The sequence below is a fragment of the Nonlabens sp. Ci31 genome (assembly GCF_012974865.1).
In the GTDB taxonomy this organism is placed as follows: domain Bacteria; phylum Bacteroidota; class Bacteroidia; order Flavobacteriales; family Flavobacteriaceae; genus Nonlabens.
On record NZ_CP043633.1, the window covers coordinates 1,628,956 to 1,644,249 of the forward strand.

Genomic DNA, 15,294 nt, shown 5'->3' on the forward strand with positions numbered 1-15,294 from the left:
TTACGTTGTGCTATTTAAATAACGCTCGTTGCTAACGTTTTATGCGACATGATATTTTTTGTAGCTGCTGTTATTTTCTTTAAGAAACAACCTGAGACTTGCCAATAATAAAACAGAGGAGTTGACCATAAAAAAATTGACTCACGGCAACCTGACCATGAAGTCAAAGTTTGACGACCTATGACACCAGTTTTACAGGGTTTAAATTAGAATTGGCTTAAATAATAGGGGAATTATCTATTGACCAGGCAGCATTAATTTGAGAAATGTTCTGTGAATACATAAGCTTAAAGCAGACTTTCACCAACCACTTGAGCTTCTTTAGGCATCCATACTAAGGATCCATAAAGGTTAGCGTGCTTGGAGAGGAATCACAAAGCAATGCGTACGGAACCTGCCTTGTATGGAAAGTATCTTTAAAGCTTTAATGATGTGGCAATCGTCTCGCTTTCGCGAAAGCGGTACCATCCACCAGCACCTTATATGAGTTGGGTTTATGGAGGCAAAAAATAATTTTGTAGCAAGTGCGGCGAGAGTATCTTTTAAGGATTAAAAACTCATAAACAAACGATTTATGAGCTCCATTGTAAAGCTAATAGGGTATTTAATAATACAATCTAAAACCTAGCAACGTACATAATTTATAATACTTATCATACATGCGCTCTACGACTTCTTTAAGGTCATCATTCTCATAAAATAGACTAAAAAACACGCGGTCTATGGTAAATGCGCTGGACATACTTTCTGAATGAAATCCATAGCCAGAAATGGCTCGAGCACCAGTTACATCCATAAAGTACTGAGACTCTTCATCAGTAAGATCCAATATCTTTTTGTTGGCAAAATGGATCACTTTACCGTTCAATTTACCTTCAAAAAGCTCTGCAATCTCTTCCATACTATAATAGTAGTTGTTGATAAGAATGTTATTTGCTTCTCCTGGTAAAACAAGGTATATGATTTCATAATCTTTAAAGTTGTGGTCATCATATAGTAAATAGTTCAGGCTTTCTTCCAAGCCTTCCATGGTATCGCATGCTTTGTAAATGCTGGTTATGTTTTGGTTCAAAGCGATGTCTTCAAGAATTTTGACTACTTCGGTAGTTTCTGTAGTATCGGTATCAGGAACTACCTCTAGGCAATAAATAAAATTTTCAGCATCTGTTATAGGGATTTCCAGTTCACTCATGGACTTCGTTATTCTTTTTTGTGACTTAATGTAAGTAGTCTTGGACGAATAAGCACCTATTCATTACGCAAATTGCCATATAAAAATCAATGATAGGATGTATGCCTGTAACGCGTCAGATAATAGGCAAGCTCCTGAAATGAAATGACAAGTTCAAAGGCACAGGAATGTAACAAATAAATATATGTTGAAATTGGACTCAGACGAAGCCTAAAGTGAAAGGCTTAGAGTTTGACCCATATGAATACCTCTTTCATTTTCAAACGTACCAACACAGAATGAAATGGATGATCAGCTTTTAAATGACTCATAGAAGAAGAAATAAGATGCTATGATGTTGCTTATTCAATGGCTAAAAAATAGGAGTCATGAAACACCTTGGGGAAGCCTAAGTTTGATAATGGCAAGCGAGGATGATCTACTGCTTCTCGGAGTTTATGAGGATCTTTTAAATAAGCCTCTCAGCTTTTTGTAAATAAAAGCATTGGTCTTAATGCCGTATAACGAAATCCAACATACGGTAATGATAAAAAGAACAGCACCTATAGCTGCTTGGTAGGGATTAAGCGATTTGCCTAAGAGCAGAGATATGCCAAAGCCAGTGATGCTTCCATAGATGACGATAAAGTGAACGATATAAATAGAAAGTGTTTTCTGGCCTATTTTAAATATCATTTGGTTCTTTAAAAACTTTTCTAAAGCATAAAACAATCCCAGTAATATAAATACATTTCCTAATCTGGTAAATAAGTAATTATAATATGCTACTTGCTTAAAAAGAAGTACATCACTCCAGTAATAGAGTTTCATAAACAGATAGGACGAATTATAAATCAATACGGTTCCCACAACAATGAAAGCAGAAACTAAAATAGGTTTGAATTTTTCTCTCCCGAAATAACGATAAAACAGGGAAGCGATAAAAGCTCCTATAGACATATATCCCAACCAAGGTATTATGGTAAAAATAGAACCGTTTGATTTGGTCAAATAATTGGCAAATACTAAAGGAATTCTGCTTGTATCTAGATCTCTATACCAAGGTTCCATGATAAAGATAGAAACGCCTAGCACAAGCATAAGTATAGAGAAAATCAAGGATTTTTTAAAAGTCAAGTAATAAATGCCGACAGTAATGATGATGGAAAGTCCGATACAATGCAATACATCAATAATTAAAAAGGAATTGCTAAAATTACCTGTAAGCCAGTCAAAAATAGGTGCTCTAAGTCCATAACCTATAGCGATGAGCAATAATCCTCGAATCAAGCCTTTACGTATGCGCTCTGGTGCTCGTCCTTTTTTTTTGGACTTCATTAAAAGATAAGTAAAAACAATTCCAGAAATAGTAAAGAAGGTCGGAGCGGTTATTCCTCTAAAATAACTCCAAACTTGAAAAATAGAGCTGTTCATATCCCTGTATTCTGGCGCGAGTAGTGCGTCTACAAAATGTCCTTGCATCATCATAATGATAGCAAAAGCACGTACGGCATCTATAAAGAAAAGGCGGTCAGTTTTCAAGGTTGTTCAGTTGGCGCAAAACTAAGGTTTATTTAAAAGAATAGAAACCTTCCTAAAACAAAATAGCTCTAGACTCAAAAACCAAACCTCCATAAAACAAAAAAGCCTCTCTGTTTAGAATCTCGGCTTAGCCGCGACTCAAAAAGTGTCTTTTTTAATGAAGCTGATTGTTCGTCAAATATCGGAACGGAAATAAAACTAGCTCTAGCTCTTAAGAGACAGGTGACTCTAGGATTGTTAGTTAAGCTATATGGAGATTAATTGATCATTTTCCGAAGATAACTTTCATAAAACAAAAAAGCCTTTCCGTTTGGAATCTCGGCTTAGCCGAGACTCAAAAAGTGTCTTTTTTAATGAAGCTGATTGTTCGTCAAATATCGGAACGGAAATAAAACTAGCTCTAGCTCTTAAAAGAAAGGTGACTCTAGGATTGTTAGTTAAGCTATATGGAGATTAATTAATCATTTTCCGAAGATAACTTTCATAAAACAAAAAAGCCTCTCCGTTTGGAAAAGCTTCTCAAAAAGTGTCTTTGACACCTTCAAAATCCTCAAGTATTTCTGAGGACACACAACTTGAATTGCATCTCGTTAATCGAGATTGCGGTCTGGACGAGACTCGAACTCGCGACCTCCTGCGTGACAGGCAGGCATTCTAACCAACTGAACTACCAGACCGTGTTCCTATAGAACGATGCTATCACATTTCTGCGTTAGCGGATGCAAATATACTTTTCATTTATGAATAGGCAAGTCTTTTTTATCTTTTTTTTTTCAAAAAATAAAATTCGTTTTCCAGCAGCAAATTTAGAAATTACCTAGCTTCTAAAAATCAGTCATTAAGGTATTTTTGTTTGTTTTTGTTTTGTTTAAATTTTAAGCTGTTGATAATACTTGGTTGTAATAATAGATGCAACGGGCCTAGTATTTATCTTTGAAAGATGATAAAACTTTTTGCTACAGACATAGATGGGACTTTATTGGATAAAAACAGATTTTTATCTGATCGTACCTGCCATGAATTGGAAAAACTTCTTGTTCCTAAAATTCTAATATCTGCTAGAATGCCACAAGCAATGTATTATTTGCAGGAAGCATTAGACATCGTTAATTCTCCATTGATCTGTTATAACGGTGCATTAGTACTGCACGGTTCTGATATTTTACACGAATTGAGTATTCCTTTTGAAGAGATTAAAAAGTTGACCGAAATAGGGCAGGAACACGATCTGCATGTGGCGCTATACCGCAATCAGGAGTGGTTTGTTCCTGTTATGGATCAGTGGGCAAAGCGGGAGGTGAACAATACCAGAGTAACTCCTACGGTGCAAGATACTTCCGTTACTTTAAATTATTTTAAACAGACCCAAGATCAAGGTGGCGCTCACAAGATTATGTTTATGGGTGATGAGGTAAATATGAATGTCGCTTTCGCGAAAGCGGAACAGCTATTAGGCCCTAAAGTCCATTTGTACAGATCAAAAAGTACATACACTGAAGTTACTCCTAGCGGAACATCTAAAGAAGTAGCGCTTAGAAAACTACTAGAATTGAGGTATCCAGAAGTGGATATGAAGAACGTAGTAGCTTTTGGAGATAATTACAATGATACCGATATGCTGGCCGCAGTAGGTTATGGTGTCGCAGTAGAAAATGCTCGAGAGGTCGTCAAGAAAGCCGCTCGATTTATCACCAGTCATCATAAAGAAGACGGAGTAGCACTATGGCTAGAGCAAAACGCATAAAAAAAGGCAGTCCCATATAGGAACCGCCTTCTTCAAAAAATATTTCTTGTGATTATTCTATCACGATGATGTCTTCTGTGTTTAAACCTGCTAGACTCATAACTGCATTGTAATCGTTCAGGTCTACACCAGAGTTTAAAAGATCTACTGGCAGAATTACAATTCTAAAGGTCTGGTTAGAGATGTCAGCAGGAGCAAGTTGACTGAGGTCAGTACTTGCTGGAGCGTCTATAAATATTCTCGCATCTCCATTAGTTGCGTCAAAATTGTATTGAAATTCTCCAAAGTTGCTATAAATAGTTTGTGGTAATAACCTCCACACATCTACGGTACCGCCGTTATTTCCAGGAACTTCGTCCCATAATAGATAAACTAAGGTCATGTCATTTGGGAAAACCGTTACGGTTGCTGGGTAATCAATCAATACCTCATAGTCTGGGGCAAAGAAATCTACGGTTCTTTCTATGGAAGTTGCAGTAATGTTTACACCATCTGCACCATTTAGACCGTCGAAGCCGTCAAATCCTGGAGGTCCTTGTGGTCCATCACAACTGGTTAACGTTATAGCGAGAACAAAAAGAAGGGTAATATATTTCATAATTAGTAGTTTAGACTTTCTTATTTCCAATAAGTGTGCCTAAATTTATCAAATGAAAAAATATTTTTTATGGACACTGGTCATCTGCTCCTCTAAAATGATGGCACAACTTACTCCAGCAGATAGTCTCGTACAGTCAGGAAATTATCAAGAGGGGATTGAGATGTATAAGTCAGAGTCAGAAAGCGAATTCAAAATGGCACGAGTTTATGCTCAAATAGGTGATGTCTATGCGGCGCTAGATTCCTATCAAAAAGGTTTTAAACGAGACAGTATTAGTGTGCAACCACGATTTGAATATGCGCGTCTCGCATTGGGTAATAACGATCCTGTGACTGCATTTAACAGCTTATTGCCCCTTATTGTAGAGGAGCCAAATAACGCGAGTTATCAGTATTATATGGGTAAGACTCATGAGGATTTAAGCAATGATGACGCTGCTATTTCCGCTTTCGCGAAAGCGGTATCCTTAAACAAATCATACCGAGCCGCTAGAATCGAGTGGGTAAAATTATTGATCAAAAAGCGAAGGTTTCGAGAAGCAATTCTTCATGCAAAACCGGCATTAGCAATTTATCCCAATGACATAAAAATAAATAGTTTAATTGCGCAGGCCTACCTCGGAGCAAAGAGATACGACAAGGCGACTGAGCATTTTGAATTGCTTTTTAGTCTTGGAAATGATACCGAGTACAATCGTAAAAATCTGGCGTGGTGCTATTTTAATGAGGGTCAGTGGCAGCTTTCTATAGATACTTATGAGCGCTACAATAATGATTATGAAGCTGCAAATTCGCTAGTTCATTTTATCATGTCACAGGCTTATTTAAAATTGGGTAAATTAAAGCTATCGCAGGATTATATTGAGCGTGCTATAGTGTTTAAGACTCCTGAGTTGCATCAGGAATACTTGCAGCTAGCCACTGTTTATGTGAGGCAAGAAGATTATAGAAATGCTTTTTATGCTACTAAAAGAGCTAAAAAGGAAAAACCAGATGACGATGTCATCGGGTATCAATATGCGCTTGCAGCAGATCAATATTATGCCGGTAAAAGCAAGAAGCTGGAGTTCTATGAAGAATTCATAAAGCAATATCTAGAGAGTCCCTATCAAGAAATTGCCAATGCACGTGCAGAAGATCTTCGGAGGGAAATTTTTCTAGCTGCCAAAAAATAGAAAGGTTGTACATTAGCTCTATGAAGAAAGGTTCTGTTGTTTTAATGATGCTGCTCATGGCGCTCTGTTTTTCTTGCCTTTCTGACAAGCAAAAAAAAGTACAGGCAGATGAGAAGGCGATGAAGAAGCTGGAGTACCTAGATATGAACTCTATAGATCGCTATCCATTATTTGATAACTGTGACGAGATGCTCACTACAGCAGACTGTTTTTACGAACAACTTCACGCAGTAGTCGATCAAAAATTAAATACGGGAGACATTCCTATACATTTAGATAAAAAGGATAGTATTTACATATCGATTACGGTAAGTAAAGAAGGTCGTATTAGATACGATAGTTTATATAAATGTGCTCCCACAATTGATAAAGACTATATGCATGAATTGCTTAAAAAGAGATTGAATAATTTCCCTGTTATTAAAAGTGCTCAAAAAAAAGCTATCCCGGTTGCTACTACTTATAAATTACCTATTGTTTTTAGTCCTGTGGACTCGCTGGAGTATTAACGGTTCTTCCTTGCCATATAGGTTTTGACAAACTCTTGACGGCTATCATAAGTACCAGAAAGGGATAGATCAAAAAGTTAATAATTACAAATCTCCATTTCACACCTCCAAAAAATTGATCTGCTATAACAAGAACTATTATATCAGTAAAGGCTTTGACTAAAAGCACCCCTATAAACATCTGACTTGTGATGACTGAAAAGGACCATAATAAAGGACTCGTTATAAATAATAGGCTCATTAGCAATACCTGAAAGCTGAGAAGTTTGTTGAGCATGCTTTTAGTTTTACTGCCTTTTTGTGCCCAGCGAGCACGTTGGTAAATCATGCTTTTCAAATGGAGTTTTGGAAAGGTGATCACCATCGCAGCTGTAGATTTTAGGTAACGGCATTTCATAACATCTTCTGCAGCGAGTTTCTCAAGTAAGAATACATCATCGCCACTGGAAATATGATTGTTGCCATGGTATCCATTTACTTCGTAGAAAGCTTCTTTAGTAAAACTCATGTTTGCCCCATTACACATAAAAGGCTGGCGATAGGAAAAACTACCAGCGGTGATCAATTGCAAGGCCATCATTTCTTGCTGCTGTAAAGCAGTTAGGATGGTGTTTTCTTGTTTTATGACTACCGGAGCCGCAATAAAATGAGCGTCGGGGTGCTCGTTGTAAATGGCGTTATAAGATAAGACCCATTCTGTTGGTAAAATACAGTCGGCATCGGTAGTAAGGATGTGACGGTATTTACTCGATGCTAAGGCTTGTGTAATGCCGTCTTTTTTACCACTAGCAGATTTTGGTATTCTGTCCAGGAGTAAAATTTGGAGTTTGGGGTTTTGTACTTTAAAGGATTGAAGTATCTCGAGGCTATGATCTGTTGCTTTGTCGTTCACAAAAATCCACTGTGTTTTTTCTAACCTATACTGCTGTTTTTTTATAGAATTTAATAATGCAGGTAGACGGTTTTGTTCATCGCGATAGTTGATGATGATGCTGAAAGGGAGCTGTTCTTTGGTTGGGTCTATTTTTGTTGCGGGATAGGTCAGTATTTCCTTAGATAATAGAAGGATCATCAGTGCATAACCAAAGACAATTATAAAAAACAGCCCACTCATTCTTCTAAAGTTTTAAGTTTTTGAAATGGAAGTAATGTGCAACCCAATAAAGTAGGTAGTATAGAATTGGTCAACCAGATGATGGTTGTCACTGCGAGAATAAGTTCGGAGTTAAAAAAAGTACCCTCAAAAATATACGTGGCAGCAGTCCATTTTACGGCTATATCAAAAACTTGAAATACGGGGATAATGGAAACTACGAGATAAAACACCGTTACATTTCTAATCGTGATAAGAACAGAAGATTCATAATCGAGCAGCCATAATAGAAGGAGCCAGTTGCTTGCAAATAGGAGGTACCTCAGTAGAGAAAAAAAAATGGTATTACGCCATTTTTGTGTGGTCATGGTTCCAGAATTCCATTTTTTGATAAGCCATAAAGAGACGCTTATGACAAGTAAAAGCAATAAGATTCCTGTACAAATCAAATAAAATGCCCTTTCTAAGTCAAGAGTTTCTTTTAAATAAAACAGGACTCCTATTACACCTAGTATAACGGTAACCAGCATTTGGGAAATATTACCTGCGAGAATCCTACTGAGGACTTTTTTACGTAAATATTTTTTGAAAAACAGCGATTTTAGAGCAAATTCTCCTGCTCTGAAAGGGGTTATAAAACTTGCTGCTTGTGCAGTGAGGTTTTGTGTGACGCTTTTGCAAATGCCTAACTCATAAAAATCATCTACTAAATACTGCCATTTTTTACTTTCTACCAGCCAGCTCGATAGGCTTATGACAATCATAAACACCAAGGTGAACCAAGGTAGGTTTTGAAGAGCGATCCATAGCTCATCAATTTGCAAAGGCCGTTCCATCCACTGCAAGTAAAGCACGTATGCGCAAATGGAGATAACAATGATTTTTATCAACGGAGCTAGGAATTGCTTAGATTTGTGAAGCGCGACAGACATGTGCGAAAAATACAACAATTGGCAACAGAAAAAATCATTCTTGGTATAGATCCTGGTACGGCAATCATGGGTTTTGGGATCATAAAGGTAAACGGTAATTCCATGAGTTTTGTGCAGATGAATGAGCTGGACATGAGAAAATTAAAAGACCCTTACGTGAAGCTACGCCGCATTTTTGAACGTACTATAGAATTGATAGACACCTATCATCCAGACGAAATAGCATTAGAAGCACCTTTTTTTGGTAAAAATGTTCAGTCCATGCTCAAATTAGGCCGTGCACAAGGTGTTGCGATGGCGGCAGGACTGTCTCGAGATATTCCTGTTTTTGAATATGCACCCCTAAAAATAAAACAGGCCATTACCGGAAAAGGAACTGCTAGTAAAGAACAAGTGGCAAAGATGTTGCAAAATCTTTTGGGATTAAAAGAATTGCCTAAAAATCTAGATATGACTGATGGTCTTGCTGCCGCCGTATGTCATTTCTATAATAGCGGTAGAATAGAAGTCGGTAAAAGTTATACGGGTTGGGCAGCCTTTGTGAAACAAAATGAAAAACGAATCAAAAAGTAGTTTATGAAAAAAAGTAGTTTTCTTATCTTATTCTTGCTTCTTATACTGATACCTCTTGGGTTGATGTCCCAAGAAAAAGATTCTTCACAAAAGAATATTCCTAGTTTGCTGAGGGACTATAATCATATGACCGTTCCTTACTTGAGCGTGCAGATGCTTCAAATGGAATATAAGGATTATGTAATTCTAGATACTCGTAATAAAGAAGAGTTTGATGTAAGTCACCTACTAGGTGCCGTATGGGTAGGACCTAGTTATGATGTAAATAAGGTAGTAGCAATAGATAAGAAAGCTAAAATAGTGGTTTATTGTAGTGTCGGAATACGATCGGAAGACTATGGTGAGAAAATGCTGAAGGATGGTTATAAGGAGGTTTATAATCTTTACGGGAGTATCTTTTCATGGAAAGACGCCGGTTATGTGGTAGTAGATCAAAAAAATGAGCCTACCGAAAAAGTTCATGTATACACAAAATCATGGTCCAAATATCTGAAGACCGGAGAAAAGGTCTATTAACAGCATCGTCTGTTAAAAACTTGGACCGTAGCACTTATGGAATATAGAAACCTTTCCTAACAAATGGAAAATAAAAAATATAGGTTTAATTAATTTACTTTTATTAAACAGCAGGTTGTGAAAATAGAAATGAGTCCTTAGTGAAGGGCGAGAATAGGTCATTCCGATTTTTTCTGTACATCAGAAATTCATTTTATGTAGCATTTTACCTTTTCCATTTTAATTGATAAAGTTGTGCTTGCGAGAGGGCTTCGTCCTCTCCTAGTTGGATATTTGCTGCTTCACAGGAGAAGTAATAAATTTCCTTATTATTCTTTGTAGTCAAATAAGAAATTGCTTCTACTTGAGCACCACCATAGATATCTATTTCTTGTTTATCAAGGAATTCAAATCTCCCATTTTCGTAAAGAATTTTGAAAACAAAAGGAGTAAGGCTGCTGTTGTACCCGCAAAGGAGCACTGTGTCTGTTCCATTAAAAGTGGCTCCAGTGACAAGACCCTTGATATTATAAGAACTTATTTTCTGAGCTGCCTGGTTCTTTTGATTTTTATGGAGTTTGTAGATTACGGTGGTTTGATATGTCCAATCCTTAGAAAATAGGTAAAGGTCATTCTCTATTGCGACAATAGATTCGGCATCATAAGGGTGGTCTTGATACCCTTGTGTAAATGTTTTTTGATCTGGATAGGAGATGTGTAACTCTTCGACTAAGGCGTTTTCATTGTCAAGATCTTTGAGGGCAATTTTATAAATAGTAAGGTCTTTGCGATTTCCGTAATTGTTGCCTATGTCAGCTATATAAAGGTAGGTGTCGTCTTTTGTGACGTCTTCCCAGTCTATGGCATTCATGTTTTTATATGTCTTGTTATAGAGCAGATTTCCTTGTTGATCTAAAAAGTATAAAGTAGGTTGATCGCCACTATCGTTGTGAGTGATGATGAGGTTGTGGTAATATTCCAGTCCAGAGGTCTCTGTGAGTTGAGGAGCAAGGTTTTTTACCAGCTTCAACTCAATATTAGGTAATGCTTTGGAGGCTATAACTTTTGAAACAGGTGTTTTGCAAGAGGTAAAGCCTAGAAGTAATAGGGTAAGAAAAGCTATTTTTTTCATTGTATAAAGTTCGCAAAAGAACTAATAATTATAAAGCGTTTGGTAAGATATTATAATTTGGAAATTACTGGATAAGGAACTAAGAAAAGGTGTAATACAAAAAATCCGACTCAGTGGAATGAGTCGGATTTTTACAATTCTTAAAAAGCTTTATTAAGCGATAGAGATTCTTTTGAATCCTACTACTTGAGCTTCTTTAGACGATACAAACTGTGCTACAGTTTGTTTGTCATCCATAATATAGTCCTGGTCTAATAATGCTTGCTCTTTATCAAGAGAAGTATTGTCAGCAATAAAACGCTCCATTTTACCTGGTATAATTCTTTCCCAGATAGCTTCTGGTTTCCCTTCCGCTTGAAGCTCAGCTTCATAAGTTGCTTTTGCAGTAGCAAGAGCATCATCTGTTAATTGAGATCTAGAGATAAATAAAGGTATATTCAAAAGATTTTTACCTAAACGTCCACGTTCGATGTTATCTTTTTCAATAGCAGCAATTCTTGATTCTGTTTCAGACTGCACAAATGCACCATCAAAGTCTTTATATGAAAGTGTTGTTGCTCCCATGGAAGCTACTTGCATAGACACAGATTTTGCAACCTCTGCAGCGTGATCACTACTTGTAGAAAGACCAGTTAATGCACCGATTTTATTACCGTGAACATAGCCGCCTACGAAAGGAGCTTCAAAAGCTTCAAAACCACCAATTTCAAGTTTCTCACCGATAACGCCAGTTTGCTCAATAAGTTTTTCTTCTACAGTCATACTGTCGTCAAATTTAGAAGCAAGAACTTCTTCTTTTGAGTTACAGGTATGGGCTACAGTAGCAATCTTATTTGCTAAGGTTACGTATGTATCGTTTTTTGCAACAAAGTCAGTCTCACAATTAAGGGATAAAAGAATACCTCTTGTGTTAGCTTCATTGATATTTGAAACAACAACTCCTTCAGAAGAATCACGGTCAGCGCGCTTTGCAGCTACTTTTTGACCTTTTTTTCTAAGGATTTCTATTGCTTTATCAAAATCACCTTCAGCTTCAACAAGGGCCTTTTTACAGTCCATCATTCCAGCTCCAGTTGTCTTTCTTAATTTTCCTACTTCAGCAGCAGATATTTTAGCCATTTTAATAAGTTTTGTACTAGTTAACTAGCGTTATAAGTTTATTCTTCTTCGTCTTTTGCAGTAGTATCGGCTTTAGCTTTCTCTTTTTTAGCTGCTTTTTTTTCAGCATCTTTTTCTTCTTTTTCTTCTTTTGCCTGTTCTATTGCTTGATCTTCTGCGTTCTTTTCCGACTTGCGATCTTCAAGACCAGCTTGGATAGCGTCTGTAGCTTCTTTTACAATAATGTCTATAGACTTAGATGCATCATCATTAGAAGGGATTACATAATCGATATCTCGTGGATTTGCATTGGTATCAACCATTGCAAAAATAGGAATACCTAGTTTCAAAGCTTCTTTTACTGCGATGTGTTCACGTACCGTATCAACGATAAAAAGTGCTGCTGGCATACGTGTCATTTCAGTAATCGAACCTAAGTTCTTTTCTAATTTTGCTCGCATACGGTCTACTTGAAGACGTTCTTTTTTAGAAAGAGTTTCATAACGACCATCTTTTTTCATACGATCCACTGTAGCCATTTTCTTAACAGCTTTACGGATGGTTACAAAGTTGGTAAGCATTCCACCAGGCCATCTTTCTGTGATGTAAGGCATGTTTGCATCACTAGCGTGCTGCGCAACGATGTCTTTTGCTTGCTTCTTAGTAGCAACAAAAAGAACCTTACGTCCAGATGCAGCGATCTTACGTAGTGCTTCAGTAGCCTCCGTTAGCTTTGCAGCTGTTTTATAAAGATTGATGATATGGATTCCGTTACGTTCCATGTAGATGTAAGGAGCCATGTTAGGATCCCACTTACGGGTTAGGTGACCAAAATGGACACCTGCGTCAAGTAAAGACTTGACATCTGAGTTATTTGCCATAGTTAAATAGTTTACGTTCTGTCGATAGCAATAATGAAGTGGTCATAAGCTTTAGCTTAATTGCCTTCACTATTTAGATGCTAAACTTAGCTCTGGCGGCAACCAGGCGTGACAGCAAATTAATATAAATAAAAAAAGAACAAATCCCGTTTGATAATAAAACCAAACGGGAGTAATAATATTGTTGTATTAACGTTTGGAGAATTGGAATTTCTTTCTCGCTTTCTTTTGACCGAATTTTTTACGTTCCACCATTCTTGGGTCACGAGTCATAAGACCTTCTGGCTTTAAAGCTATACGGTTTTCTTCATCGATTTCCACAAGAGCTCTAGCGATAGCAAGGCGTATAGCCTCAGCTTGTCCAGTGATTCCACCACCGTGAACGCTTGCTTTTACATCGTAAATGTCTGTAGTGTTTGTAAGTGTGAAAGCTTGTTTTACCTTGTATTGCAACATTCCTGTTGTAAAATAGTCTGTAAGATCTTTCTTGTTAATTGTTACTTCACCTTTACCTTCTGTAAGGTAAACACGAGCAACGGCAGTTTTTCTTCTACCTATTTTGTGTAATGTTTCCATATTACTTTACCTCGTTAAGATTAATGGTTTTAGGTTGTTGTGCTTCATGACCGTGCTCAGCACCAGAATACACTTTTAGGTTGCGATAGATTGCGCTTCCCAATTTATTTTTAGGTAACATACCTTTTACAGCACGTTCTACAACACGAGTAGGGTCTTTAGCAAATAATTCATTTGCAGTAAGGCTACGTTGTCCACCTGGATAGCCAGTGTGTCTGATGTATGTTTTCTCACTCCATTTGTTACCACTTAGAGTGATCTTATCAGCGTTTATAATGATGACATTATCACCACAGTCTACGTGTGGAGTAAAATTGGTCTTGTATTTACCTCTCAAAAACTTTGCAGCTATTGATGACATACGACCTAGTGGCTGTTCAGCAGCATCTATCAGTACCCATTCTTTGTTTACTGTAGCGCTGTTCGCTGAAATTGTTTTGTAACTTAAAGTATTCACCTTGAAATAGTTTTAATTCTTTGTCTGATTTTACTAACTAAAATCGGGCTGCAAATGTAATCTTTTAATTTAGAATCACAAGCTGCTTTTTTTAATTTTATTTATAAATTCTCAGACTAGAAATATTTTGTGCAATATTAGCTCTTTGTTTCCCTTGTGCAGCTTTTTTATAGGTTTAGTTTTAGTGATGTTGCTTTCTATTCTAAAGGCATAGGTAACCCGTGCTAGGTTATTTAGAATGGGATATTTTTAAATTCTATTTAAACTTTCTATTTGAAATAGAAACCTGTTGATTAAGAGCCTACTGCTAGGATTTCTCATAGTAATTAAAAATTAGAATGTTGAAAAAGCTGCTGTGATATATAATTGTTTTTGTGTTACTATGGGTTGTGAAACAGAATCTGCTGTTAGAAACTGTCTCCATGTTCACATAGCAGCTAATTTCGACTTACCATTCTTTATAGCAACACCTCAGTGGATCTTAATAATGAGAAGGTCAGGGATACAAAGCTGCTTAATGAAACGACTTGTTTTTCTAATAGGCAGGTGGACTTTACGGCAAATTTCTTTTTTTGTTACAGGTGCTGATCCAGATGTTGACCTCAATAGTAATTTATCCTGTCTTACAAGTTTTTAACATGGGACTTATTTGTCCCGTGCGAGCAGTGTTTTAAAGATTGTTACTCCTATAAAAGAGGCTGCTATTACAGAAAATAACGTAGTCATTTTATGCCAACCACCTTTGAACCCGCAATTACAGGACAGGACCTTAATCATATGAATGAGGTCGCACAGTAACGTCGGCAGCAACTATATTTCTCCGAATGCGATTTATATGAAAATACAGCATTTAAATATCCAGGAGTACATCTTGTTTAACATTAAAAGAGTTCTATGCACTAAAGTTAGAACACTGCCTTTTTTTAATATCTATCAAGGGTATTTATGATTCTTCAATCTTCACACCTTTCCAAAACGCCACATGTCCCTCTATTTCTTTTGCAGCATGTTTTGTTTCTGCATAGTACCAGGCGGCATCTCTATTTTCGGCTCCATCTACTTCAAGAGAATAGTAACTCGCTGTTCCTTTCCATGGGCAGCTGGACTTTGTACTGCTGTCTTTAAAGTACTCTTTTTTGATACTCTCTGCGGGGAAATAGTGGTTGTTCTCTATTACTTTGGTGGCATTGCTTTCGGCAATTACATGATTATTCCAAGTAGCTTTCATATTTTTTGTTTGCATAAATCTCGATAAATAACTGTTGGTTCTATAGAAATCTATGTTAAAAATTCCTTTTATTGATGTAAATTAATTA

The 15,294-nt window shown here is 36.8% G+C and carries 16 protein-coding genes and 1 tRNA gene; 5 read left to right on the plus strand and 12 right to left on the minus strand.

The window, feature by feature from the left end; all coding sequences use genetic code 11:
* Positions 1 to 604: 604 nt before the first annotated feature.
* From F0365_RS07185 to F0365_RS07195, 3 genes are all read right to left on the minus strand, one after another.
* A complete protein-coding gene (locus tag F0365_RS07185) occupies positions 605 to 1,192 on the minus strand; it encodes a DUF6642 family protein (RefSeq protein WP_169933079.1) in 588 nt (195 codons plus the stop codon).
* Positions 1,193 to 1,627: 435 nt separating this feature from the next.
* Complete coding sequence (locus tag F0365_RS07190) at positions 1,628 to 2,713, minus strand: heparan-alpha-glucosaminide N-acetyltransferase domain-containing protein (protein WP_169933080.1); 1,086 nt, start codon at positions 2,711 to 2,713, stop codon at positions 1,628 to 1,630.
* A 603-nt stretch (positions 2,714 to 3,316) separates the two neighbouring features.
* A tRNA-Asp gene (locus F0365_RS07195) sits at positions 3,317 to 3,390 on the minus strand.
* Positions 3,391 to 3,653: 263 nt separating this feature from the next.
* Here F0365_RS07195 and F0365_RS07200 point away from each other — a divergent pair.
* On the plus strand, positions 3,654 to 4,457 hold the full coding sequence (locus tag F0365_RS07200) for an HAD family hydrolase (RefSeq protein WP_169933081.1): 804 nt from the start codon (positions 3,654 to 3,656) through the stop codon (positions 4,455 to 4,457).
* A 52-nt stretch (positions 4,458 to 4,509) separates the two neighbouring features.
* Here F0365_RS07200 and F0365_RS07205 read toward each other — a convergent pair whose 3' ends face one another.
* The gene (locus F0365_RS07205) at positions 4,510 to 5,055 is read right to left on the minus strand and encodes a dihydrolipoamide dehydrogenase (protein ID WP_169933082.1); all 546 of its coding nucleotides are present in this window, start codon (positions 5,053 to 5,055) and stop codon (positions 4,510 to 4,512) included.
* A 52-nt stretch (positions 5,056 to 5,107) separates the two neighbouring features.
* On the opposite strand from F0365_RS07205, the gene F0365_RS07210 reads away from it, so the two are divergent.
* Positions 5,108 to 6,232 (plus strand): tetratricopeptide repeat protein, encoded by a 1,125-nt coding sequence (locus F0365_RS07210; protein WP_169933083.1) that lies wholly within the window; start codon positions 5,108 to 5,110, stop codon positions 6,230 to 6,232.
* Positions 6,233 to 6,252: 20 nt separating this feature from the next.
* Positions 6,253 to 6,741 carry a hypothetical protein gene (locus tag F0365_RS07215; RefSeq protein ID WP_169933084.1) on the plus strand — a complete coding sequence of 163 codons (489 nt, stop codon included), beginning with the start codon at positions 6,253 to 6,255 and terminating at the stop codon, positions 6,739 to 6,741.
* Here F0365_RS07215 and F0365_RS07220 read toward each other — a convergent pair.
* Together F0365_RS07220 and F0365_RS07225 are read right to left on the minus strand one after the other, a co-directional pair.
* The gene (locus F0365_RS07220) at positions 6,713 to 7,855 is read right to left on the minus strand and encodes a glycosyltransferase family 2 protein (protein WP_169933085.1); all 1,143 of its coding nucleotides are present in this window, start codon (positions 7,853 to 7,855) and stop codon (positions 6,713 to 6,715) included. The two genes, F0365_RS07215 and F0365_RS07220, sit on opposite strands and share 29 nt — an antisense overlap.
* Complete coding sequence (locus F0365_RS07225) at positions 7,852 to 8,766, minus strand: flippase-like domain-containing protein (RefSeq protein ID WP_262889032.1); 915 nt, start codon at positions 8,764 to 8,766, stop codon at positions 7,852 to 7,854. The genes F0365_RS07220 and F0365_RS07225 overlap by 4 nt, the downstream gene beginning before the upstream one ends.
* Positions 8,767 to 8,784: 18 nt before the next feature.
* Between F0365_RS07225 and ruvC the strand changes: the two genes are divergently transcribed.
* Positions 8,785 to 9,339: a crossover junction endodeoxyribonuclease RuvC gene (gene ruvC / locus F0365_RS07230; protein ID WP_169933087.1), complete on the plus strand. Its 555-nt coding sequence runs from the start codon at positions 8,785 to 8,787 to the stop codon at positions 9,337 to 9,339.
* 3 nt (positions 9,340 to 9,342) lie between these two features.
* Complete coding sequence (locus F0365_RS07235; RefSeq protein ID WP_169933088.1) at positions 9,343 to 9,855, plus strand: rhodanese-like domain-containing protein; 513 nt, start codon at positions 9,343 to 9,345, stop codon at positions 9,853 to 9,855.
* 205 nt (positions 9,856 to 10,060) lie between these two features.
* Here F0365_RS07235 and F0365_RS07240 read toward each other — a convergent pair whose 3' ends face one another.
* The 6 genes from F0365_RS07240 to F0365_RS07265 all read right to left on the minus strand — a co-directional run bounded on the left by F0365_RS07240 (position 10,061) and on the right by F0365_RS07265 (position 15,206).
* Positions 10,061 to 10,966, minus strand: coding sequence for a hypothetical protein (locus tag F0365_RS07240; RefSeq protein ID WP_169933089.1), 906 nt, complete (start codon positions 10,964 to 10,966; stop codon positions 10,061 to 10,063).
* 153 nt (positions 10,967 to 11,119) lie between these two features.
* Positions 11,120 to 12,085: a translation elongation factor Ts gene (gene tsf / locus F0365_RS07245; protein ID WP_169933090.1), complete on the minus strand. Its 966-nt coding sequence runs from the start codon at positions 12,083 to 12,085 to the stop codon at positions 11,120 to 11,122.
* Between the two features lie 38 nt (positions 12,086 to 12,123).
* A complete protein-coding gene (gene rpsB, locus F0365_RS07250; RefSeq protein ID WP_169933091.1) occupies positions 12,124 to 12,945 on the minus strand; it encodes a 30S ribosomal protein S2 in 822 nt (273 codons plus the stop codon).
* A 189-nt stretch (positions 12,946 to 13,134) separates the two neighbouring features.
* A complete protein-coding gene (rpsI, locus tag F0365_RS07255) occupies positions 13,135 to 13,521 on the minus strand; it encodes a 30S ribosomal protein S9 (protein WP_169933092.1) in 387 nt (128 codons plus the stop codon).
* Between the two features lies 1 nt (position 13,522).
* Positions 13,523 to 13,978 carry a 50S ribosomal protein L13 gene (rplM, locus tag F0365_RS07260; protein ID WP_169933093.1) on the minus strand — a complete coding sequence of 152 codons (456 nt, stop codon included), beginning with the start codon at positions 13,976 to 13,978 and terminating at the stop codon, positions 13,523 to 13,525.
* A gap of 943 nt (positions 13,979 to 14,921) precedes the next feature.
* Positions 14,922 to 15,206: a DUF427 domain-containing protein gene (locus tag F0365_RS07265; protein WP_169934790.1), complete on the minus strand. Its 285-nt coding sequence runs from the start codon at positions 15,204 to 15,206 to the stop codon at positions 14,922 to 14,924.
* Between the last annotated feature and the right edge of the window lie 88 nt (positions 15,207 to 15,294).